This window comes from Streptomyces sp. NPDC091281, from assembly GCF_044757425.1.
In the GTDB taxonomy this organism is placed as follows: domain Bacteria; phylum Actinomycetota; class Actinomycetes; order Streptomycetales; family Streptomycetaceae; genus Streptomyces.
In genome coordinates, this window is record NZ_JBIVUY010000011.1 from 83,762 (window position 1) to 105,933 (window position 22,172).

At 73.5% G+C, this 22,172-nt stretch carries 15 protein-coding genes; 10 read left to right on the top strand and 5 right to left on the bottom strand.

Annotated elements, in window-relative coordinates; translation table 11 throughout:
• Positions 1-40: 40 nt before the first annotated feature.
• A complete protein-coding gene (locus tag ACIQPQ_RS26450; protein WP_401308133.1) occupies positions 41-2,164 on the top strand; it encodes an alpha-galactosidase in 2,124 nt (707 codons plus the stop codon).
• Positions 2,165-2,280: 116 nt separating this feature from the next.
• On the opposite strand, the gene ACIQPQ_RS26455 is transcribed toward ACIQPQ_RS26450, so the two are convergent.
• Complete coding sequence (locus ACIQPQ_RS26455; protein ID WP_401308136.1) at positions 2,281-3,105, bottom strand: NPP1 family protein; 825 nt, start codon at positions 3,103-3,105, stop codon at positions 2,281-2,283.
• 356 nt (positions 3,106-3,461) lie between these two features.
• Between ACIQPQ_RS26455 and ACIQPQ_RS26460 the strand changes: the two genes are divergently transcribed.
• On the top strand, positions 3,462-6,470 hold the full coding sequence (locus tag ACIQPQ_RS26460; RefSeq protein WP_401308139.1) for a family 16 glycoside hydrolase: 3,009 nt from the start codon (positions 3,462-3,464) through the stop codon (positions 6,468-6,470).
• Positions 6,471-6,491: 21 nt separating this feature from the next.
• Here ACIQPQ_RS26460 and ACIQPQ_RS26465 read toward each other — a convergent pair whose 3' ends face one another.
• Positions 6,492-7,385, bottom strand: a complete 894-nt coding sequence (locus ACIQPQ_RS26465) for a ketopantoate reductase family protein (RefSeq protein WP_401308142.1) — start codon at positions 7,383-7,385, stop codon at positions 6,492-6,494.
• Between the two features lie 264 nt (positions 7,386-7,649).
• Between ACIQPQ_RS26465 and ACIQPQ_RS26470 the strand changes: the two genes are divergently transcribed.
• The gene (locus ACIQPQ_RS26470; protein ID WP_401308145.1) at positions 7,650-9,014 is read left to right on the top strand and encodes a glycoside hydrolase family 6 protein; all 1,365 of its coding nucleotides are present in this window, start codon (positions 7,650-7,652) and stop codon (positions 9,012-9,014) included.
• 327 nt (positions 9,015-9,341) lie between these two features.
• Complete coding sequence (locus tag ACIQPQ_RS26475; RefSeq protein WP_401308148.1) at positions 9,342-11,891, top strand: LuxR C-terminal-related transcriptional regulator; 2,550 nt, start codon at positions 9,342-9,344, stop codon at positions 11,889-11,891.
• A gap of 63 nt (positions 11,892-11,954) precedes the next feature.
• On the opposite strand, the gene ACIQPQ_RS26480 is transcribed toward ACIQPQ_RS26475, so the two are convergent.
• Together ACIQPQ_RS26480 and ACIQPQ_RS26485 are read right to left on the bottom strand one after the other, a co-directional pair.
• Positions 11,955-13,022 carry a hypothetical protein gene (locus tag ACIQPQ_RS26480; protein ID WP_401308151.1) on the bottom strand — a complete coding sequence of 356 codons (1,068 nt, stop codon included), beginning with the start codon at positions 13,020-13,022 and terminating at the stop codon, positions 11,955-11,957.
• Between the two features lie 201 nt (positions 13,023-13,223).
• The gene (locus ACIQPQ_RS26485) at positions 13,224-13,802 is read right to left on the bottom strand and encodes a TetR/AcrR family transcriptional regulator (RefSeq protein WP_401308154.1); all 579 of its coding nucleotides are present in this window, start codon (positions 13,800-13,802) and stop codon (positions 13,224-13,226) included.
• A 268-nt stretch (positions 13,803-14,070) separates the two neighbouring features.
• Between ACIQPQ_RS26485 and ACIQPQ_RS26490 the strand changes: the two genes are divergently transcribed.
• On the top strand, positions 14,071-14,916 hold the full coding sequence (locus ACIQPQ_RS26490) for a helix-turn-helix domain-containing protein (protein ID WP_401308157.1): 846 nt from the start codon (positions 14,071-14,073) through the stop codon (positions 14,914-14,916).
• A 52-nt stretch (positions 14,917-14,968) separates the two neighbouring features.
• Here the strand turns inward: ACIQPQ_RS26490 and ACIQPQ_RS26495 are convergent, their stop codons facing one another.
• Positions 14,969-15,835 (bottom strand): hypothetical protein, encoded by an 867-nt coding sequence (locus ACIQPQ_RS26495; RefSeq protein ID WP_401308160.1) that lies wholly within the window; start codon positions 15,833-15,835, stop codon positions 14,969-14,971.
• 410 nt (positions 15,836-16,245) lie between these two features.
• Here ACIQPQ_RS26495 and ACIQPQ_RS26500 point away from each other — a divergent pair, with 410 nt between their 5' ends.
• The 5 genes from ACIQPQ_RS26500 to ACIQPQ_RS26520 all read left to right on the top strand — a co-directional run bounded on the left by ACIQPQ_RS26500 (position 16,246) and on the right by ACIQPQ_RS26520 (position 22,102).
• Positions 16,246-17,601, top strand: coding sequence for a CHASE3 domain-containing protein (locus ACIQPQ_RS26500; protein WP_401308163.1), 1,356 nt, complete (start codon positions 16,246-16,248; stop codon positions 17,599-17,601).
• A gap of 275 nt (positions 17,602-17,876) precedes the next feature.
• The gene (locus ACIQPQ_RS26505; RefSeq protein ID WP_401308166.1) at positions 17,877-18,905 is read left to right on the top strand and encodes a DUF4331 family protein; all 1,029 of its coding nucleotides are present in this window, start codon (positions 17,877-17,879) and stop codon (positions 18,903-18,905) included.
• Between the two features lie 222 nt (positions 18,906-19,127).
• Positions 19,128-19,787 (top strand): response regulator, encoded by a 660-nt coding sequence (locus ACIQPQ_RS26510; RefSeq protein ID WP_401308634.1) that lies wholly within the window; start codon positions 19,128-19,130, stop codon positions 19,785-19,787.
• A 57-nt stretch (positions 19,788-19,844) separates the two neighbouring features.
• A complete protein-coding gene (locus ACIQPQ_RS26515) occupies positions 19,845-20,531 on the top strand; it encodes a class I SAM-dependent methyltransferase (protein ID WP_401308169.1) in 687 nt (228 codons plus the stop codon).
• Positions 20,528-22,102, top strand: a complete 1,575-nt coding sequence (locus ACIQPQ_RS26520) for an MFS transporter (RefSeq protein ID WP_401308171.1) — start codon at positions 20,528-20,530, stop codon at positions 22,100-22,102. Before ACIQPQ_RS26515 ends, ACIQPQ_RS26520 begins: the two co-directional genes overlap by 4 nt.
• Positions 22,103-22,172: the final 70 nt, after the last annotated feature.

The following is a 22,172-nucleotide window of genomic DNA, read 5'->3' on the forward strand; positions in this document are numbered from 1 at the left end:
CCTAGGGGCAGCATCTGCCCCGTCCGGATCGTGAGGCCCCATGCCGCTGATCACCCACTCCCCCGACACCGGGGTCTGGCTGCTCACCACCCCGCGCACCTCGTACGCGCTACGCGTCGACGCCACCGGCGCGCCGGTGCACGTCGCGTGGGGGCCCCGGCTGTCCCCGGCGGCGGCCGCGGACCTCGCCGTGCCGCCCGGCGAGCCGCACAGCAGCTTCGAGGGCGCGCGGGCGGTGGGCGAGGAGCTGCCCGCCGACGACGGCGTGCACTACGGGCCGCCGTCGCTCCAGGTCCGGTTCGCGGACGGCACCCGCGGCTTCACCTGGCGGGCCACCGGCCACGAGGTGCTGCGTCCCGCGCCGGGCGCGGAGGAACTGGTGCTGCGCTTCCGCGACACCCGCTCTCCGCTGGAGGTGGAGCTGCGCTACCGGGTACGGGAGGACACCGACGTCGTCGAGCGCCGGACGGTGCTGCGCAACGCCGGGGGCGAACGGCTGGAGGTGCTGCGCGCGGACGCCGCCGCCTGGACGCTGCCGCCGCTGCCCGCGTACCGGCTGAGCCATGTCACGGGCCAGTGGTCGGCCGAGACCCAACTGCGCCGTGAGCCGCTGCCGTTCGGCGAGACCACGCTGACCAGCCGCCGCGGGCTGACGAGCCATCACGCCAACCCGTGGCTGATGGTCGACGCGGGCGACGCGGGCGAGGAGCACGGACGGGTGTGGAGCGCGGTGCTGGCGTGGAGCGGGAGTTGGCGGATCACCGCGCAGCGGACCCCCGACGGCCTCGCCGGGTTCACCGGCGGCGCCGGTCACGAGGGCGTCCGTGTCCTGCTGGCGCCGGGTGAGGAGTTCACCACGCCGGTGTTCGCGGGGCTGTTCACCGAGGGCGGCTTCGGCGCGGCCAGCCGCGCCTGGCACGCCTACGTCCGCACCCACGTCCTGCCCCGCGCCGACGAGACCGCGCCCGTGCTGTACAACTCGTGGGAGGCGACCGGCTGGGACGTCGACGAGACCGGCCAGAAGGCCCTGGCCCAGCGGGCCGCGGACCTCGGCGCGGAGCTGTACGTGGTGGACGACGGCTGGTTCGGCGCGCGCCGCGACGACCGCGCCGGACTGGGCGACTGGTCGCCCTCCCCGGACGGTTTCCCCAACGGCCTCGGCCCGCTCGCCGACACGGTGCACGGTCTCGGCATGCGGTTCGGGATCTGGGTGGAGCCGGAGAACGTCAACCCCGACAGCGACCTCTACCGGGCCCACCCCGACTGGGTGTTGCACGTGCCGGGCCGCGCGCGCACGGAGATGCGCCACCAACTGGTCCTGAATTTCGCCCGCGACGACGTGGCCGAGTGGGCGTACGGCTGGCTGACCCGGCTGGTCGGTGACCACGGCGTGGACTTCCTGAAGTGGGACATGAACCGTGCCTTCGGCGAGGCCGGTTGGCCCGGCGAACCGGACGGCGCGGACCGGCTGTGGACGCGGTACGTGACGAACCTGTACGCCGTGCTGGACCGGCTGCGCGCCGACCACCCGGCGCTGCGCGTGGAGGCGTGCGCGGGCGGCGGCGGCCGGGTGGACCTCGGGGTGCTGGCCCGCACGGACCAGGCCTGGACGTCGGACAACACGGACGCGGAGGACCGGCTGTCGATCCAGCACGGTTTCACCCAGGTCTATCCGGCGCGGGTGATGTCGGCGTGGGTGACGGACGTGCCGAACCAGCTCACCGGCCGCTCGGTGCCGCTGTCGTTCCGCTTCCACACGGCGATGGCCGGTCTGCTCTCGCTCGGTGGCGACCTCACCCGGTGGTCGGAGCCCGAACTCGCCGAGGCCGCGGCCCTGGTGGCGTTCTACAAGGAGGTCCGCCACCTGGTGCAGCGCGGCGACCTGTACCGGCTGAGCGGTCCGGCCGCGGAGGGCCCCACCGCGGTGCAGTACGTCTCCGGGGACGCCGCCGAGACGCTGGTGCTGGCCTGGCGGCGCGGCCCGCGGCACGGCGCCCCGCGCACCCCGGTACGGCTGCGGGCCCTCACCCCGGGCGCCCGCTACCGCGACGCGGTGACCGGCCGGGTCCATCACGCGACGGTCCTCACCGAGTACGGCCTCGACCTGGACCTGTCCCCCGGCGACTGGGCGAGCACGGCCCTGCGGCTGCGGCGGACGGAGTGAACCGGCGGGGCAACGAGTCCGTTGCGGCGCGCGGCCCGGAGCCGGTCCCGCGGACGGGAGTGAACGGAGAGCCGTCGCGGGCGCCTGCGGGCCTGCGGCGGCTCTCCGGCCGGACGCTAGTTCCAGGGGTCGAACGGGATGCCCGACGGCTTGGAGGCGTTCAGGAGGTTCCTGAACCGGTCGTCCTTGTCGGTGGTCTTGATGGTGGCCGAGCCGAAGTCGGCGTTGTTGAGGCGGTCGCGGAGCGCGATGCTCGGCCAGCCGTTCCAGTCCACGATGGGGGGCTGGCGCCAGTTGTGGTAGTGGTTCTCCGGCGGCTCGTCGTTGTTGTTGGCGAGGCGGTAGAAGTGCGTGCTGAGACCGTCCTTGTGGTAGACGATCTTGGGGTGGGCGCCTTCGAAGCGCACCTGCGAGCGCGGGTACGTCTTCTGGCTGGAGTGCTGGGTGGTGGTGACGAACTCGACCTGGTTGGAGCCCTGATTGATCCAGGAGATGACGTGCTCGAAGTCGTGGCGGTGGCCGCCGAGCCCGCTGCCCGCGACGGCCTGGTCCTTCTCGAAGTATCCGGCGTACACCACCGCGCACCAGCCGTTGTTGCACTTCGAGCGGGCGTACGTCTGGGTCCGGTCGAGGTCGGACTGGTCGCGGCAGCTGCCGTTGACGGCGCCCGACGTCTTCAGTCCGGGGTTGAGCGTGCCGTCGGGGGCGATGGCGGCGACCTGGTAGCAGCCGTCCCCGTCGTAGTCGAACACCGGGGAGAAGCTCAGCTCGTAACCGCCCGCGTTCTGGGGGAGGTTGGGGAGGTTGTCGGCATGCGCGGTCGAGGAGGAGACCGCGAGCGTGAGCAGGGTCGCCCCGAGGAGGACCCCGGCGCGGGACCGCTTGCGCCCCGGCTGTCCGTGAGCCGTCTCACCGGCTGCCGGCGATGGCAGGTTTCTCATGTGCGCTCTCTTCCCTGTCGGTTGGCCGCGGCCGGTGTCCTGGCACGACGCGTCCGCGGCCTTCAGCAAAGGCCGCGCTCATGTCCTCCAGGTGACGTGAATCTGTAATGTACAGACCAAAGATCGGAAGGGGTAGCCACCTGCGTTCCCCGCCTCAACTCCCCTTGCGGGCAAGGGTTTCGGCGGACTTTGAACTGATGGCTGACAAAGTATGGACGCGTACGGCAGAAGCGCCCTAGCGTGACGACGCATCTCTAGGCGTACTGCCAGTGCAGCGCCTCGCGCACCCGCTTGTGAACCCGCGCCGCTCGACCGGAGTGCAATCCGGCGGCCTCCGGTCCCGTCCTGGAGGACCGATGCCCCTACGGCTGTTCCCGCGCGCCCGCCGACACCTCACCGCCCTGCTCGCCGGAGGATTTCTGGCCGGGGGTGTGTGGGCCGCGCCCCCGTCCGTCGCCGTCCCCGACGACATCCCCCCGCAGGAACCGGGGGTGACCCTGCGCGTCTTCGACATCCAGACCCCGCTGAGCAGGCTCTGCACCCTGAAGCCGGGCCAGACCCCCAACCACGACAAGCTGATGTCCACCGTCGACTGGTCGACCGTCGCCGACTTCGGCGGCTTCGCCGACAACTTCGCCGTCGAGGCGTCCGGTTATCTGGTGGCGCCCGCCGACGGGACGTACACCTTCCGTCTGACCAGTGACGACGGCTCCCGGCTGTCCGTGGACGGCCGTGAGGTCATCGACCACGACGGTCTGCACGGCGCCGAACCGAAGGACGGCACCGTCGACCTCACCGCCGGTTCGCACCCGTTCCGCATCGACCACTTCGAGCGCGGCGGGGAACAGCGGCTCACCCTGGCCTGGAAGCCGCCGGGCGCGGACGGTTTCACCGTCGTGCCGCGCGAGTCGCTCAGCACCGACGCCGGGGTGGTCCGGGTCACCGCGCCCGGCCGCAAGGAGTGCGAGGAGGGCGGCGACAGTCCGGGCGACGGACTGCCGCTCACCTCCGTACGGCCCGACCTGGACCTCACCGACCTGCGCCCGGACGGCTTCGAACCGCAGGTCACCGGCATGGCGTGGCTCCCCGACGGGCGGCTCGCGCTGTCGACCTGGGGCGGCTCGCAGAGCAGCGCCGGGGAGGTGTACCTCCTGGACCACGTCACGGGTGACACCCGCCGCGAGGACGTCACCGTCCGGCGGGTCGCGGGCGGGCTGCGCGAGCCGATGGGCATCGCGTACGTCGACGGTTCGCTCTACGTGTCGCAGAAGCACGAGCTGACCCGGCTCGTCGACTCCGACGGCGACGACGTCACCGACATGTACCGGACCGTCGCGACCTGGCCGTACGGCGGCAACTTCCACGAGTTCGCCTTCGGGCTGCTCTACCGCGACGGCTCCTTCTACGTGAACCTGTCCGTGGCGATCGACTACGGCGGGGCGACGACCACACCGCAGCCGGCGCCCGGCCGCGGCACCACGTACCGGATCGACAAGGACACCGGGCGGGTCCAGCCCGTGGCGGGCGGTCTGCGCACCCCGAACGGGATCGGCTGGGGGCCGGACGGCAGCGTCTTCACCACCGACAACCAGGGCGGCTGGCTGCCCGCGTCGAAGCTCGTGCAGATCGCCCCGGACCGCTTCTTCAACCACTACACGCAGCCCGCGGGCCCCTTCGACGACCGCCCGGTGACCCGGCCGGTGCTGTGGCTGCCGCAGAACGAGATCGCCAACTCCCCCAGTACGCCGCTGCTTCTGGACCGGGGCGTCTTCGCGGGGCAGATGCTCATCGGCGACGTCACCTACGGCGGGCTCCAGCGCGCCTACCTGGAGAAGGTGAAGGGCCAGTACCAGGGCGCCGTGTTCCGCTACACGCAGGGGCTGGAGGCCGGGGTCAACCGGATCAGCCAGGGCCCCGACGGCGCGCTCTACGCGGGCGGGCTCGGCGCCGACGGCAACTGGGGCCAGCCGGGCAAACTCCGTTTCGGGCTCCAGAAGCTGACCCCGAACGGCGGCAACACCTTCGACGTCAAGGAGATGCGGGCCGTCCCCGGCGGCTTCGACCTGGAGTACACCCAGCCGCTCTCCCCCGCCACGGCCGAGCAGCTCGCGACGCGCTACCGGGCCGAGCAGTGGCGGTACACGCCGACCGCCGACTACGGCGGTCCGAAGATCGCCGAGGAGACCCTCGCCGTACGGTCGGCGACGCTCGCCGACGACGGGCGGACGGTCCGGCTGCGCCTCGACGGGCTGAAGGCGGACCGGGTGGTCCACGTCCGCTCGCCGCGCCCCTTCGCCGCCGCGTCCGGTGAGACGCTGTGGAGCGCGGAGGCCTGGTACACGCTGAACGCGCTGCCGGGCGAGGAGCCGCCGCCCGCCGCCCTGTACGAGGCGGAGGACGCGCAGCTCACCGGCACCGCCGGGGTCAACACCGACCACCCCGGCTACTCCGGCAGCGGGTTCGTCGACCGCTACCACACCGAGGGCCGGGCGGCGACGACCTTCGACGTGACCGTGCCCGAGGCGGGCGACTACGCCGTCAACCTCCGCTACTCCAACGGCCCGAACCCCTACCAGGGCACCAAGTCCCTCTCCCTGTACGCCAACGGGGAGCGGCTGCGGCAGACGAGCCTTCCCTCGACCGGCACATGGGACGCCTGGTCGACGAAGACCGAGCGGGTCACCCTGCGCGCCGGGCACAACACCGTCGCCTACCGCTTCGACGCGGGCGACGCGGGCCACGTCAACCTCGACCTGATCACCGTCCGTCCGCACGGCGCCGAGGTCGCGCTCTTCGACGGCACCGCCGCCTCCCAGGCTGCCTGGCAGCACCCGGACGGGCGGCGCGCCCAGTGGCCGCTGACCGCCGAGGAGTCCATGGAGGTCTGCTGCGGCGACCTCCGCACCCTCGACTCCTATCAGGACTTCCGGCTGCACCTGGAGTTCCGGGTGCCCCTCCTCCCCGACGACGTGACGGGCCAGGACCGGGGCAACAGCGGCGTCTACCTCCAGGACCGCTACGAGGTGCAGATCCTCGACTCGTACGGTGACACGACCCCGGCGACGAACGAGGCCGGGGCGATCTACCTCCAGAAGGCGCCCGACGTCAACGCGGCTACGGCGCCCGAGAGTTGGCAGACGTACGACATCACGTTCCGCGCGGCCCGGTACGACGACGCGGGGCGCCGCACCGCCGCCGCGCGGGTGTCGGTGGTGTGGAACGGCCGTACCGTCCACGACGACGTGGCGCTCACCGGTCCGACGGGCGGCGGCGCCGCCGAGGGGCCGTCGGCGGGGCCGGTCCGGCTCCAGGACCACGGGAACAAGGTGCGGTTCCGGAACGTGCGGGTGACGCCGCTGGGCTGACCCCGGGGGCGGGAGGGCGGTTCAGCCCTCCCGCCGTACCGCTTCCGCGATCCGCTCCACCAGGTCGGCCGTGGCCGGGGTGGCGATGCCGCGGGCGGCGCCCGCGCGGAGCACGGCGCCGCCGATCGCGTCGAGTTCCAGGGGCCGCCCGGCCTCGGCGTCGCGCTGCATGGAGGACCGCATGCCCACGGGCGCCCCGTCGAGGAACGCCAGCACGGAGGCGGTGGTCACCCCGGCTCCGGCGGACCGGGCGACGGCGGTGACCTCGTCGAGGACGGCGGTCAGTTCGGCGCGCCGCTCGGTGCGCAGGGTCGCCGCGTCGGTGCGGTGGCGGGTGGTGAGGAGGGCGAACGGGGCGAGGAACGCGAGCTTGTCCCAGAGCATCGCCGCCTCGTCGTCGCGGACGGTCACCGCGAGCCCGGCCCGCTCCAGCAGATCGGTGAACCCCGCGGGCGGGGAGGCGAGTTCGAGTGCGGCGAAGGGGCTCGTGTGGGCGATGCGGCCGGGGGCGGTCCTGGTCGTCTCGACCCGGACGGTCCCGGCGACGACGCGGCCCGCCGGGTGGTGCGCGCGCAGCGCGGCCAGGTGCTCGACGCCGTTGAGCAGCGGGACGACGACGGCGTCCCCGAGGACGTCGGCCGGTGTCCGCTCCAGGGCGGCGCCGAGCGAGGTCTGCTTCACCGTCACGAACAGGGCGTCCACGGGCTCACCGAGCCGGGTCCGCGCCTCGACGGCGACCGTGAAGTCGCCGTACCGCGCGCTCTCGACGCGGAGCCCGTCCCGGCGCAGCACGGCCGCGGTGTCGTCCCCGGCCAGGCAGATCACGCGGTGCCCGTCGCGGGCGAGCAGGCCGCCGAGCAGTCCGCCGACCCCACCGGGCCCGAGGACGGCCACGGTGCGAGGGGTGCTGGTCATGGGGGGCTCCTGTCCGCCGAACGCTCCCGCGATGATCATCCACGGCGGGAACCCCGTCAATCCCCGGGTCTCCCCGCACGGGCTGGGCCGCCGGGGTCGCGGGCGACAACTCGACATAGTTGTGAGGGTGTTCCCGACACCGCGCGCTAGTGTCCATCTCGTTGTCCCCGGCCGGACTCTCCCGCACTGATCAGGGATTGAGGACGGCCGCCCTTCCCACGGGACATCGTCTGCCATGACCCCGCACATGGAACGAGGAAGACAATGGGCGATCGACGCCTCCCCCGGAAGAAACTCACCTCGGGCATAGCCCTGCTCGGTCTGCTGGGCGGGCTGGGCATCGCGCTCCAGTCCGTCGGGACCGCCTCCGCCGCCGGCACGTCGTTCTACGTCAACCCCGACACCCAGGCCGCGCGTTGGGTGGCGCAGAACCCCGGCGACCCGAAGACCGCGACCATCAGGACGAAGGTGGCGGAGGTCCCGGCGGCGACCTGGTTCGCCACGTACGACGCGAACACCTCGGCGGTGACCGCGTCGGTCCGGGCGGTGACCGGTCCGGCGGCGACCCAGAACCGGACGGCCGTGGTCGTGCCGTACATGATCCCCAACCGGGACTGCGGTTCCCACTCGGCGGGCGGCGCACCGGACTTCACGGCCTACGACACCTGGATGAAGGCGTTCGCCGCCGGACTCGGCGACCGCGAGGTGTACGTGATGCTGGAGCCGGACTCGATCGCCCAGGCGGCCAGCTGCAACTCCACCGACAAGACGGCGCGGTTGACCGCCCTGTCCAAGGCGGGCGCCACCATCCACGCGGCCAACCCCAAGGCCCGTGTGTACTACGACGCGGGACACAGCGGCTGGAAGGTCGCGGCCGCCGACCTGCGCAACGCGGGCGTGCTCACCAACGGCGACGGCATCGTCAGCAACGTCTCCAACTACCGCACCACCGAGGACGAAGTCGCCTACGGCAAGGCTCTGTTGACCGAGCTGGGCGCGCCCGCCGATCTGGGCGTCGTGGTCGACACCAGCAGGAACGGCAACGGGCCGACGGCCGACGCCGCCTGGTGCGACCCGGCGGGCCGGGCGCTGGGCAGGACGCCGACGACCGAGACCGGGGACCCGAGGGTGGACGCCTTCCTGTGGGTGAAGCTGCCGGGCGAGGCGGACGGCTGCCTCGCGGGCGCCGGTCAGTTCGTCGCGCAGCGTGCCTACGACCTGGCCGTCGCCGCGCCCGGCGGGCCCGGCACACCGACGACGCCGGCACCGTCGCCGTCCACGTCGGCCCCCGGCACCCCCACGCCCCAGCCCAGCACCGGTGCCTGCACGGTGACCTACCGGGTGACGGACTCCTGGACCGGCGGCTACCGCGCCGACGTCGTCCTGAAGAACGGGCCGACCGCGCTCACGTCCTGGACCCTCGGCTGGACGCTGTCCGGCGGCCAGCGCCTGTCCAGCGCTTGGAACGTGGTCGCCACGCAGGACGGGACGGCGGTCCGGGCCGCCAACGCCGCCTACAACGGGGCGCTCGCCGCGAACGGTTCGGTGAGTCTCGGCTTCGTGGCCGAGGGCCAGCCGGGCTCGGCACCGGCGTTCACCCTGAACGGCACGGCCTGCTCGGCGGGCTGACCTCCACACCGTGGGGCCGGTGGGGACGGGTGGCGACGCCCGTCCCCACCGGCATGCCCGGCACCGGGCGCACGACGACCGGTCCGGATCAATGGCCCGCAACTCCCCTCCTCACCAGCGCACATGCGGACCCGTGACCTCCGCCCCCTCCCGTATCCGCGCCCCACCCCCTACCTTTACGGGAGGGCCGCTCCCGAACTGTGGGAGCGCTCCCACAGTGGTTTCGGGCGGTGCGGCCCGTCGCCGGGCCGTGCCCGGACGTCCGGTCCGTCACCGCGTCCGGCCGCACCGCACGGCCCGCCGCCTCGTCCGAGTGTTGGGAAAGCCATGGAGAACCTACGGAGCGACATCCTCGTGACGTCCGCGTGCCCGCCGGACGCCTGCGTCCTGGCGGCCGGGATCGACGCGGCCTTCTGCCACGCCGTGCGCGGCGGCGACCGGATCACCGTCGAGTCGCTGCACGTGCTGACCGGGGACGGGCGCGTGGCGACCTGGCCGGGAGGCCGGGGCGACGGGCTGGACTGTCTGCGGGCGTGGTTCGGGCAGTGGCTGCGCGGCCCGGAGCGGTGGCGGACCGGGACGACGCTGACCGTGCGGGCGCCCTGCGCGCCGGGGTCCGTCCTGCGCCTGACCCTGGAGCGGTCCGCCCCGGACCGGGTGACCGCGGTCCTGGCCCGCCGGACACCGGACGCCGTGCCCCCGGCGCCGGTCCCCGGCGCCGTGCCGGTCACCGGGGCGGTGCCGGTCCCCGACCCTGATACGGCCGCCGCCTCCGCTCCTGCCCCCGCCGACGCGGGTGCCCGTGCGGTGCTCGGCGCGGACCCCTGCCGGGATCTCACACCACGGGCGCGGGCGCTCGTCCAGGCCCTGGCGGTGCTCGGCGGGGACGTGGCGCTGCCCCGGCTCGGCACGCTCGTGGGAGGCGTGGACTCGCTGATGACGCCGCTTCAGAGCGCCGTCGACGCGGGGCTGGTCTCCTGGCGGGCCGATCGCGGCTGCGCCCGCGTCACGGACGGCGTGCGCGCGGCGGTGACCGCCGGGATGACCCCGTCGGAGACCCGCGCCGCGCACGCGTGGGCGGCCGAATGGTCCCAGGGGCCCACCTCGCTGCTGCACCGCGCCGCCGCCGCGGAGGCACCGGACGACGGTCTCGCCGGGCGGCTGGAGAGCGAGGCGGAACGGCTCGGCGCGGCCGGGCACAGCGCCCGCGCCGTGGAGCTGTTCCAGCGGGCCGCGTCCTTGTCGTCCCAGGTGGAGGACTCCGTACGACGGCATGTGCGGGCCGCGGAGTTCGCCACCCGCGCGCACCTCACCGGCCCGGCCCGCCGGTCGCTGGACGCCGTACGGCAGCACCCGCCGTCCCCCGTCGACCTGATGCTCTCCGGCCGGATCAGTGTCCTGGAGGGCGATCTGCGCACCGGGCTGGCCCAGCTCGGCGAGGCTTACGGGGCGCTGCGGCGGGACGCGGCCGACGGGCGTCGCCCGGAGCGGGACACCGCGGCCACCTGGCTCGCCCACGCGACCTGGCTGGCGGGCGGGCCCAGCCGGGAGGTGCGGCGGCTGCTGGGCGGCAGCGCGGTCCCCTCGGCCGACCCGTACTGGTCCGCGGCGCGCCGCCAGTTGGAGGGGCTGCTGCTCGCGCGGGTGGAGGGCCCGCGGGCGGCGCTCGGGCAGTTGCGGCGCAGCGACGCCGTAGTCCGTTCGGCGCCCCCGTCGGTGCGGCGGCAGGCGGAGGTGCTGAGCGCGTGGCTGAGTCTGGAGTCGGGCCTGCTCGGTCCCGCGGAGGAGGCGGTCCGCTCGGCGCTGGAGCTGGACCACCTGGCGGAGGGCGACTTCGCCGGGGTCACCGCGCTCGTGCTGCGGAGTCATCTGCTGTGGTTGCGGGGCGACTGGGAGGGCGCGGAGCGGGGCGCGCGGGCGGTGGCGGTCTGCGGACTGCCGCTCTGGGAGCCGGTGGGGGCGTGGCTGCTGCGCCTGGTCCACGTGGCGCGCGGCACGCCCCCGACGGCCGACGTGCCGCCGCCGTTGAGCGACTCGGTGCTGGAGAGCTGGCCGTACCTGTTCTGCCGGGTGGTGGCGGGCGTCGAGTCGGGCGACCGGCGCGCCGTACGAGAGCTGCTCGCCGCGCCGGAGTGCGCGCGGGGGCTGGAGCTGCTGCACAGCGCCCTGCTGCCGTGGCGCAAGCTGGAGATCGTCCGGGCCGCGTTGCTGGCCGGTGAGCCGGAGCTGGCCGGGCGGTTCCGGGCGGCGCTGCGGGACAACGCCCGGTCGGGGACGGTGTGGGTGCGGAGTTTCGCGTCCTGGGCGGACGCCTGTGTCGCGGCGCACGAGGGCCGCCGCGGGGACGCGGAGCGCCATTACGCCGAGGCGGAGCAGGGGATGGCGGGGCTGCGGCGGTCGGCGCCCTGGTACCACGCCCGTTTCCTCGCCGACCACGCCGAGTTCGCCGCGGCGGCCGGGCGCCGCCGGGACGCGCTCGACCGGTTCCACGCCGCCCGGGAGACCGCCCGCGAGCTGGGCGCGGCCCCGCTGGTGAAGCGCTGCTCGGAGGGTCTGAACCGGCTGCGCCTGCCCCGGCCGCGCGGCGGGTTCGGGCTGACCGAACGGGAGCGTGACGTCGCCCAGTTGGTGAGCACCGGCCTGACCAACAAGGAGGCCGCGGCGCGGCTGTTCGTCACCCCGGCCTCCATCGCGTTCCACCTCAGCAACATCTACGTGAAGATCGGCGTCCGCACACGCTACGAGCTGCGGCAGTGGTGGACCCAGGAGGCCGGGGCGGGCGGGGCAGGCGGGACGGCCGGTCCTGACGGGCCCAACGGGCCCAACGGGCAGCGCGGGCCGTACGGGCCGTACGGCTTCGGCGCGGTCCCTGGGTGACCACCGGGAAGCCGGTGCGGTCCCCGGGGCCCCCGGAAGCCGGTGCGGTCCGGGGGCCGGTGTCTATGAGGTCGATGTCCCGGTGCGGTAGGTGGCCTCGACGGCGGTGGTGGGGCAGCCGGCGCGGCACTGGGCGGGCAGGTCGAAGGTGTAGGTGCGTCCCCCGGCGAGGAGACGGTCCGCGGCGTCGACGACCCGGAGGGTGAAGGTGGTGCCGCTGGGCGTGGTCGGCTGGGGGATGAACGACTGGCCCATGTCGCTGTTCATGGGGGCGTCCTTCCACGTCCCGGCGCTCAGGTACTGCACGCCGTGGATGCCGTTGGGCAGGCGGGAGACGGACAGGGCGGGCCAGTAGGGCTGGGCGTCCTTCATGAAGGTGATGCGGATGTCGCCGGAGTAGCCCGGCGCCTCGACGTACCGCCACTCGATCTTGCGGTTGCCCCAGTGGGCGGGGTACAGGTCGGCGACCGGCGCACCGCCCTTGACGAAGCTGTTCAGCGAGCCGGTGGAGAGGTCGAGGTGGTGGGGGTCGTTGCGGCACCAGCCGTTGGGGTCGCCGCAGCTGTCCGCGACGAGCAGGTTGAGGGTGGCGCCGTTGTAGCGGTCCGTCACCCAGCGCCCGCCCTGGCAGAAGGCGCGGTCGATCGCGCCGTCGTTCACCCCTTCGCAGAAGTCGCCGATCTTCACCTCGACCCAGCGGCCGCAGTTGTGTCCGTTGTTCCACTCGCCGATCCGCGCGCTCTGACCGGCCGGGGCGGGCCGGGGAGTCGGTTCGGGGGTGGCGTCGCCGGGGGTGTTCCACACGTTCAGGGCGACGAAGTGCGCGCTCTCCAGCCGCTCCTGGGGGATGCCGCACCCTCCGTAAGGGGCGCCCATGGAGTCGAAGTGGGTGCCCTGACCGGTGCGCGTGCCGTCGGCGGCGGCGGCCTTCTCGGCGGCGGCTCGCACGGTGGTGGCGTCGGTGCCCATGAGCGGACCGGTGCGGGGTGCGGTCTCAGCGCCGAGAGCGAGGCGGTCGACGCTCATGGCGAGCAGGAGGGCCGCGGTGGTCGTGAGGGCCAGGGTCCAGCGCCGTCGTCGACGGGGGTGCCGCCGGTCGCCTCGCTCCGGTCGTCGGCTGTACGCGCTCATGGTGGGGGCCTTCCGGTCGTGGGGGGGCGCGAGCCTCGTCACGGCGCGCGGCACACCCATGATCCGGTTCAGGGAGGCGGAACGGACCGTTCCCACTTGCCAGTTACCAGCCGGTAGTCGCGGCGGGGCTCCCGGCGGTGAGGCAGGCCGCGAGGGGGAAGGGCGGCCTCCGGGCGCGGGCGCGCCGTCGCCGCGGGCGGCTCAGCCGCGTGGCCCCGCACCGTGCAGGAGGGTGTCGATCACGAGGGTGGACAGCACGTCCGGATCACGGTCGGCCTCGTCCCCGTCGGCCTCGGCCCGGTCGAGCGCCTGGCCGACCAAGGCGTAGTACACCTGCCGCGCCCAGTCGAGATCCGCGTCCGCGGCGAGCAGCCCCTCCCCCTGCGCCCGCTTGAGCATCGCGAGGCTGCGGGCGTCGATCTCGACCCAGAGGGCGGTCGCCGCGTCGGAGCGTCGCGTGGCGTGTGTGATGGCGAAGCGCCAGGTGCTCTTGACCCGCAGCACGCTCCCGGTGACCCGGTAGAAGGCGACGAGCGCGGGACCGATGTCGGGGCGGGCCTCCTCGATGGCGTCGAGGAGTTGCCGGGCGGCCGAGACGGCGAGCGCGTCGAGGAGTGCCTGCCGGTTGGCGAAGCGCCGGTGGACGGTGATCCGCGTCAGCCCCGCCGCCTCCGCGATCTGTTCCATCGACGCGCTCGGGTCCCGGCCGAGGACCCGCTCCGCCGCCTCCAGAATCGCGCGCACACTGCGCTCGGCATCGGCACGCAGCGCTCGGGCCATGTCCGTCTCCTGTCTCACCGTCGAGGCTCGATCTTTCTAGAGGATACGCGAGCGCTACGGGTCAGCATTTAATTGATGCTCGCATGTTGCATATATGACTGGATCGGATACGGTGATGAAGCTATTGGGGAAGGGAGAGCCACTAGTGACCCTCTTGGGCGTCACTGTCCCTCGCGGCACGGAACGTGACCGCCCCCGCTTCCTCCCCCTCCCTCTCCCCGCCCCGCCCCTGTCCGCCTCCCTCGCCCCCGTGATCGAGAGGTGTCCCGTGAACGGCGCAGACCAGTTCCTCGGCGAGTTCCTGCGCGCCCGAAGGGCGGGTGTCACGCCCACCCGGGCCGGGCTTCCCGACACGGGACCGCGCCGTTCCCCGGGGCTGCGGCGCGAAGAAGTCGCCGGGCTGGCGGGCCTGAGCAAGGGCTACTACGCGCGCCTCGAACAAGGCCGCGAGAAGTACCCCTCGGACCGCGTGCTCAACGCCCTCACCCGTGTCCTGGGCCTCGACCGGGACGCCGAGGAACACCTGCACCGCCTGGCACGGCCCACGTCCCTGCCCCGGGTCGGGCCCTGCGACGAGGTGCGCCCGCCTCTGCGGCGCATGCTCGACGGCTGCGGGGACACACCGGCCGTGGTGTACAACTCCCGGCTCGACCTGCTGGCCGGCAACGCCATGGGCAGAGCGCTCCTCGCCGAGACGACGCGGGACCGGAACCTGGTGAGGTTCGTCTTCGTCCGTCCCGAGGCGCGCAGCTTCTTCCGGGACTGGGAGGACATCGCGCGCGTCGGCGTCGCACAGCTCCGGGCGACCGCCGGTGCGGATCAGGACGACGCGGCGTTGGCGGCCCTCGTCGACGGCCTGTCCCGGGCGAGCCCGGAGTTCCGCCGTCTGTGGGAGCGGTACGACCTTCGGGGCACGGCGAAGGAGGTCCTGCGTCTGCGGCACGCGGAGGTCGGTGACCTCACGTTGATCCACCAGTCCTTCGACATCACCGGCACCCGCGGGCAGCAGTTGGCCGCGTTCACGGCGGAACCCGGTTCCGCCGACGAGGAAGGCCTCGCCCGCCTGCGTTCGCTTCTCGCCGACCGGGAGGGCTCTTCGGCAGGCCGGGAATGAGCGGCGTGGCCGTCACCATGGTGCCGGGGCGGTCCGGGGGCCGCGACGGGCGTCACCGCGGGGGTGCGGTCAGCCGTCGCAGCACTCTCACCGGCAGCAACGGCCCGCGCGGGGACCAGACCTCGCGATCCGCGTACTCCCAGACGTACACCGGGTTGCCCTCACGCACCAGATCCACGAGCCGGGGGATGCCGATCTCCCGCGCGGACCATTCGTAGAGCGGCTGGAGCCTCGGCCGGATGACGCCGTAGTCGATCACCCGGGCGATGCGGTGTTCGTCGGCGAGGTGGAATTCGAGGTCCTTCCCGGAGGGGTAGCGGTCGGGCAGGACCCGGCCGAGGGACAGGAAGACACCGGTCATGCCGAGGCGCGGATCGCCGAGCGGTCCGCCGAGGAAGGAGAACCTGCCGAGGGCGAGCCGGGGAGCGGCGACGAGCGCGTGCGCGTACAGCACGCGGAGCAGGGTGACGTTGAGGAAGAACCGTTCCGTTCGCGATTCCTCCGCCGCGAGATCGCGGTGTTCCAGGTATCCGGAGACGATGCTCGCGTTGTGCGCGCGGTACCAGGTGCGGGACGTGGGGTTCCGGACGAATTCGGACCAGAGCGCGGCGGAAGGTGAGGACGGCGCGCCGGGCAGCCCGCCGGAACGGGCCACGGCCTCACAGCCGTCGAGCAGGAGCCGGTCGTTGACGGCCCGCCACCACGGGCTGCCGGGAGAACCCGACTCCAGGGGGTTGAGCACCCCGCGACCGGCCTGCCAGCGCATGAACGACATGGCCGCCCGCCGGAACGGCAGGTGTCGCGGAGCCCGCCCGAGCGGACCGCCGTACGTCCGCGACAGCAGCGCGATGCGCCCCAGCGGGTCGTCGTGCACCGCGGCGAGCTGAGCCGCGGCCCACGCCGCAGAAGTCTGTTCCACCGGCCGTCTCTCCCTTGTGCCTTTTTCGCAGGGTATCGCCGGTTTCCGTGACCCGGGAGCGGCGGTGGGCACGCCCTGGGCACCCCACCACCGGCGTTCGCCGCCCCCGTCGATCGCCACACGATGACGAACGATCAGGCCCGTCACAAGGGGTTCCCGGTGCAAGCGTGTACGGGTGTACGTGCCACGTCCTGGCACGGTGCGCGTCACGGCGCGATACTGCGAGGGTGTGACCGCCCCCGCGGCACTCCGCGAGACGCTCGAGGGGAACGCATCCCGATGACGCCGACCAGGACGTCGCTCCGCACCGCGGCACCTCGTCCCGCCGCCCCGGACCCGTGCCGGCGGTCGCCTTCCTGAGGCGGGTCATGAAGGCTCGGCGGGGACCCCTCGGGCCGCGACCGGGGCTGATGAGGCTCACGATCGCGGCGAGTGTCCTGCTCGGGCTGCTGATCGGGCTCGCGTTCGCGGTCCTGCTGTGGGCAGTCGCCGACGCCAACAGCGCCACCTCGGCGCGGCGCGCGTCCCGGACCGCCCTGGTCGAGGCGGGGACCATGCAGCAGCTGGTGAGTGACCTCGAAACGGGTGAGCGCGGATTCCTGATCACCGGGCGTGAGGAGTTTCTCCGCCCCTGGCAGACGGCACGCGCGGCGTTCCCCGCGGAGGCACGACGGTTCACCGACACCGCCACCTCGCCCGGACAGCGGCGCAGTGCCCGGCAGATCACTCAGGACATCCGCGCCCTGCTCACCGACTACTCGATTCCCCTGGTCGAGGCGGCCCGGCGCGGTGATCCCAGCGCGTCGAGCCTGGCGACGGCCGCGGAGGGGGAACGACGCGTCGACGCCCTGCGAGACCGGTTCGAGCGGTACACGGTGACGGAACGCGCCAAGCTCGCGGCGCGCGAGGACGCCGCGGGGACCAACGGGCGGCGCGCGGTGATCGCGGCGGGAGTGGGCGTGGCCGCGTCCACCGTGCTGGTGGCGGCGTTCACGCTGTTCCAGCACCGTGCCGTCGTACGGCCGGTGCGGGAGGCGGCGACGGCGGCGGGACGGCTCGCGGACGGAGACCTGGGGGTGCGGATCACCCCCAGCAGGGTGGCGGAGATCGGCACGCTCGGCACGTCCTTCAACACCATGGCCGCCTCGCTGCGCGACAGCCGCCGACGCGTCCTGGAGAGCGTGGAGGCGGTCCACCGGCGGACGGCCCGCGACCTGCACGACGGGGCGCAGCAGCGGCTGGTAGGCCTGATGATCGGGCTCCGCCTCGCACGGGAGGAGATCTCCGACGAAGAGTCGTGCGTGGCCGAACTGCTGGACCGGTCCATCGCCGAGGCGCAGACCGCGATCGACGAACTGAGGGAACTGGCCTCGGGGATCTACCCGTTCGTGCTGACGTCGAAGGGGCTGACGGCCGCGGTACGGGACCTGGCGGACCGGTGTCCGGTACCCGCCGCCGTCACGGGGAGCTGCGAGCGGAGGATTCCCTCCGCGGTGGAGTCGAACGCGTACTTCATCGTGGCCGAGGCCGTGACGAACGCCGTCAAGCACGCCCGGGCGACCCGGATCGACATCTCCCTGGACCTCGACGAGGACCTGCGCATCAGCGTCGTCGACGACGGAGTCGGCGGCGTCGGGGAGCACGCGCCCGGCCATGGTCTGACCGGACTGGCCGACCGGGTCGCCGCTTTCGGCGGCAGCCTGGTCATCGAGTCCCCGCCCGGCCGCGGCACGACGGTACTGGTCCGCATCCCGATACCGGCCTGACCGGCACAGGCGTCGTACGCGGCACGGGCAGCGGCGGCGGACGCGGCGCCCGTTCCGTGGGGTCAGCCCCACATCCTTCCCTGGAGCGGGCACCATGCCGGGCGCTGGAGGCTGCTCGACAGATTCCCCGAGGCCTCTCGGCAAGGATGGCCAGCACACAGGGCCGGAGCTCGCGCGGGGGCCGCAGTACCCCCGGCGGAGGCGGGTCGTGGATTCGAGAAGGCGCCGCCCCCGCACGCTGTCCGGATCAGCCACGCAAGAATGCGAGTGCGGATATGTCCCACCACCTCGACTCCCCCATCGCCCGCCAGGACCCCCGCCTGGACATCACCGACTTCTATCTCTTCCGCGGCGAACGCGGGACGGTGTTCGTCCTGAACGTCTCCCACTCGCTCGCCGGCGAGGAGATCCCCCGGGGCTTCCATCCCGAGGGGCGCTACGAATTCAAGATCGACACCGACGGTGACGCCGTGGAGGAGGTGACCTACCGCTTCTCCTTCGGCGACGCGCGGCCGGACGGGGCCCAGCCGTACGCGCTGCGCCGTCTGACGGGCGCCCGCGCCGAGGACCCGTACGCGACCGGCGAGGTGCTCGCGCAGGGGGTCACCGGCGTCACCACCGTCCTGGAGGGCGGGGCACGGGCCTGGGCGGGCCGGGCGGGTGACCCGTTCTGGATCGAGCCGGACGTCCTGCACGCGGTCGGCAGGGCGGTCAAGGAGGGGACCCGGCTGGACCTCGGCGCGTGGAGCCCGTCGCGGGCCGTCAACCTGTTCGCCGGTCACACGGTGTTCTCGCTCGTCCTGGAGGTGCCCGACAACGAGCTGGTGGAGGTCTCGGGCAGCCGGAGCATCGGGGCGTGGGCGCTGTCCAGCCTGGCCACCGACGCCGGTGGCTGGCGGCAGATCAACCGGGCGGGCCTGCCCATGATCCACCCGCTGTTCGCCCAGCTCGACGAGGACCTGGGCGACCGTCTCAACACCGGCCGCCCCGCCGACGACCCCGCCGTGTTCGGCGCCGCGGCGGCCGGGATGATCGCGGGAACCGTCCGCGCCCACGGTACGGCGGAGGACCCCGAGGCCTACGGGCGCACGGTCGCGGCGCGGCTCTTCCCCAACGTGCTGCCGTACACCGTCGGCACCCCGGCCGTGTACGGCTTCGCGGAGTGGAACGGGCGCTCCCTCACGGACAACGCCCCGGACGTGATGTTCTCCCTCGCGACGAACACTCCTGTCGCGCTCGGCATCACCAAGGACTCGATCACGTCCAAGCCGTCCCAGGACTTCCCGTACGTTCCGACGGACTGACGCCCTGACGCCCTGACGTGCGCACCGGCGCCTCCCCCGCGCCGGTGCGCACAGCCCTGCCCTGCCGCATCTCGCCACCTTCAAACAGATACTACAAAGTAACCATTTGCAGTCCAATTGCTTCTTTACTGTTTCTGTTAATGTGTGATCTGATACTCCAATGAAACCAATCAAGGGTGTGGGGTGGCCCGTCCGACCTCCCCGCCCGGGGAGCGGGACACCATGACCGAGGCGGGCGTCCTGATCTGCGACGACCAGGAACTGACGCGGGCCGGACTGCGCGGGGTGGTCGACAGCCAGACGGACCTCACGGTCCTCGGCGAGGCGGAGGACGGCGAGACCGCCGTGGCGCAGGCCCGCGCACTGAGCCCCGACCTCGTCCTGATGGAGGCTCGACTCCCCTGCCTGGACGGCATATCGGCGACCGCGCGGCTGCGTACCGAACTCCCCGGGACACCGGTAGTGGTCCTCACCTCCTGCGACCGCGACGAGTACGCCTACGCCGCACTGCGTGCCGGTGCGAGGGGCTTTCTCGTCAAGGACGCGTCGGCCGCCGAGATCCTGGTCGCCGTGCGCGGCGTCCTGCGCGGCGACACCGTGATCGCCCCGTCGGTGGCACGGCGGCTCGTCGACCGGTACGTCACGGGAACCGCCGCCCCCCTCCCCGACACCCGCCTCGACCTCCTGACCGACCGCGAGCGGGAGGTGCTGGAACTGGTCGGCCGCGGACTGACCAACGCGGAGATCGCCGGGAGGCTGTTCCTCGGCGAGACCACGGTCAAGACCCACGTGAGCCGCATCCGCACCAAACTCGACATCCGCGACCGCATACAGGCCGTCGTCATGGCCTACGAGAGCGGACTCGTTCGTCCTGGCGGATGAACCGGCCGGGCGCCCGGGAGGACGCCCGGCCACCCGGCCGGACCCTAGCGTCGGGACATGTCGATCATGCGGGAATTCCTGCGCCGCCCCCGGCTCACCGGCGCCGTCGCCCCCAGCTCCCCCACACTCGCGCGGGCGATGACCGCCGGCCTGGACCTGGACCGCGCCGAGGTCGTGGTGGAACTCGGCCCCGGCACCGGCGCGATCACCGGGGAGATCCTGCGCCACCTGGCCCCGGGCGCGCGGCTGATCACGGTCGAGCTCAACCCGGTGCTCGCCCGTCGGCTCGCGGAACGCCACGCGAGCAGCACCGTCGAGGTGGTCCAGGGTTCCGCGGAGGACCTGGCGGCCCTCGTCCCGCGGCCGGTCGACGTGATCGTGTCCGGGCTGCCGTGGACCGTCATGCCGCACCGGCGGCAGCGCCGCATCCTCGACGCGGCCGTCGACGTGCTCGGCGCCGACGGCCGGTTCAGCACCTTCGCCTACGTGCACGCGGCATGGACACCGCCGGCCCGCCGCTTCACCGCCGAACTGGCCGCGCGCTTCGGCGTCGTGGAGCGCGGCGGGGTGGTGTGGCCCAACGTCCCGCCCGCCCACGTGCACCGCGCGGCCCGGCCCGTCCACGGGGCACCGCCGAGGACGACCCCGGCCGCCGGACCGGCGACGGGCCCCGATCCAGGGTCCCGCCCGGTGACCGCGCCGTCCTCCTCCCCTACCGGCCGCCCCGTCGAGGAGGCTCGATGACCACGGACCCCGCCCGCACAGGGCGCCCGGTCGCGACCGCCGCGTCCGGGCCGACGTCGGTCGCCCGGAGCGTCGAGACGCTGACGCTAGTGGCGATGTGCCTGGGCGTGATGATGACGTTCCTGCTCGTCACCGCCAACATCTCGGCTCTGTCGGCGATCCGGGACGACCTGGACATCGGCCCGGGCACCCTCCTCTGGATACCCAGCGCGTACACGCTGGCCGTCGCCGCCCTGGTGCTGCCGGCCGGCACGCTGGGCAACCTGTACGGCCGCAAGCGGATGTTCTGCGTGGGCGCCGTCGTCATGATCGGGGGCGGTCTGCTGGCCGCGTCCGCCACCACCACCGCCGCGCTCATCTCCGCCCAGCTGGTCTCGGGCGCCGGCGGTGCGCTGATCCTGCCCAACAGCCTGGCGATCCTGGGCGCGACCTACGCCGATCCGCACCGGCGGACCGAAGTGATCACCGTGTGGGCGGCGTCCTCCGGCATCGGTCTGGCCGTCGGGCCCCTCCTCGCCGGTGTCCTGCTCGAACACGTGGGCTGGCACACGGTGTTCGTGCCGAACGCCGTCCTCGGCGTGCTCACCCTGCTGGTCGTGGTCCCGTTCGCCGCGGAGTCACTGCTCCCCGGCGAACGCCTCGACCTGCCCGGCGCGTTGCTGGGCACCGTCACGATCGCGAGCCTCGTCTACGCGCTCATCCAGGGCGGGGAGGACGGCTACACCGCCGCGCCCGTCCTCGCCGCCTGGGCGGCGTCCTCCGTCGCCGCGGTCGCGTTCGTGGCCGTCGAGCTGCGCGCGGCGGCGCCGATGCTCGACGTGCGGTTGTTCCGGTCGCGGTCGTTCAGCGCCGTCATGGTCGTCGCCGCGGTGGCGCTGTTCGGCTTCACGGGGGTGGCCATCCTCGCCGTGATGTTCTACGACCATGTGCAGCACCGGGACGCGCTGGACACGAGTCGGCGCATGCTGCCCCTGTTCGCCGCCTACGTCGTCTCGGCGTACTTCGCCGGCCGGCTGATCCGCCGTACGGGCTTCAAGGGACCGCTGACGGTCGGCCTCCTGCTCGGCGCGCTCGCCGTGCTGGGGCTCACCACGGTCGGACCGGCCACCTCCTACGACCGGGTGTGGCCCCTGTTCGTCCTGTTCGGCGCCGCCTGCGGCCTGGTCGTCGCCCCCAGTACGGCCGCCGCGCTGGCCGGCGTGGCACCCGAGCGGGCGGGCATGGCCTCCGGCGCCGTCAACACCGCCCGGCAGGTCGGAGCGGTCCTGGGCACCGCGCTGCTCGGCTCGCTGCTGACCGGCCGGGTCGCCGCGGACCTGCCCCACCAGCTCGCCGCGCACGGCGTCCCCCTCGCCGCCCGGACGTCCGTCGAGGCGGCCGTGGCCTCCGGGAGCGCCGGGGGCCGGGCCCTGTCCGCGGGAGGACGGGCCGCCGTCGAGGGCGCCTTCGTCTCCGGGATAGACGCCGGACTGGCCGCCACCGCCTGCGTGTTCCTCGCCACCGCCCTCATGGCCCTCACCGCCGTCCGCAACCGCCCCCGGGAACCCCTCCGACCGGACGGGGGAAGGTGAGCGGCCCGCCCCGCCCGCCGGACGGGTGCGGGAACAACCCCGCAGGCACCCTCCGCCTCGGGTACACCCA

Excerpts from the sequence above, each read along its gene's own strand:
- ACIQPQ_RS26510 (WP_401308634.1), top strand. The coding sequence starts at position 19,128 with ATGACCGAGGCGGGCGTCCTGATCTGCGACGACCAGGAACTGACGCGG.
- ACIQPQ_RS26470 (WP_401308145.1), top strand. The coding sequence starts at position 7,650 with ATGGGCGATCGACGCCTCCCCCGGAAGAAACTCACCTCGGGCATAGCC.
- ACIQPQ_RS26505 (WP_401308166.1), top strand. The coding sequence starts at position 17,877 with ATGTCCCACCACCTCGACTCCCCCATCGCCCGCCAGGACCCCCGCCTG.
- ACIQPQ_RS26475 (WP_401308148.1), top strand. The coding sequence starts at position 9,342 with ATGGAGAACCTACGGAGCGACATCCTCGTGACGTCCGCGTGCCCGCCG.
- ACIQPQ_RS26465 (WP_401308142.1), bottom strand. The coding sequence starts at position 7,385 with ATGACCAGCACCCCTCGCACCGTGGCCGTCCTCGGGCCCGGTGGGGTC.
- ACIQPQ_RS26450 (WP_401308133.1), top strand. The coding sequence starts at position 41 with ATGCCGCTGATCACCCACTCCCCCGACACCGGGGTCTGGCTGCTCACC.
- ACIQPQ_RS26480 (WP_401308151.1), bottom strand. The coding sequence starts at position 13,022 with ATGAGCGCGTACAGCCGACGACCGGAGCGAGGCGACCGGCGGCACCCC.
- ACIQPQ_RS26520 (WP_401308171.1), top strand. The coding sequence starts at position 20,528 with ATGACCACGGACCCCGCCCGCACAGGGCGCCCGGTCGCGACCGCCGCG.
- ACIQPQ_RS26515 (WP_401308169.1), top strand. The coding sequence starts at position 19,845 with ATGTCGATCATGCGGGAATTCCTGCGCCGCCCCCGGCTCACCGGCGCC.
- ACIQPQ_RS26460 (WP_401308139.1), top strand. The coding sequence starts at position 3,462 with ATGCCCCTACGGCTGTTCCCGCGCGCCCGCCGACACCTCACCGCCCTG.
- ACIQPQ_RS26485 (WP_401308154.1), bottom strand. The coding sequence starts at position 13,802 with ATGGCCCGAGCGCTGCGTGCCGATGCCGAGCGCAGTGTGCGCGCGATT.
- ACIQPQ_RS26455 (WP_401308136.1), bottom strand. The coding sequence starts at position 3,105 with ATGAGAAACCTGCCATCGCCGGCAGCCGGTGAGACGGCTCACGGACAG.
- ACIQPQ_RS26500 (WP_401308163.1), top strand. The coding sequence starts at position 16,246 with ATGAGGCTCACGATCGCGGCGAGTGTCCTGCTCGGGCTGCTGATCGGG.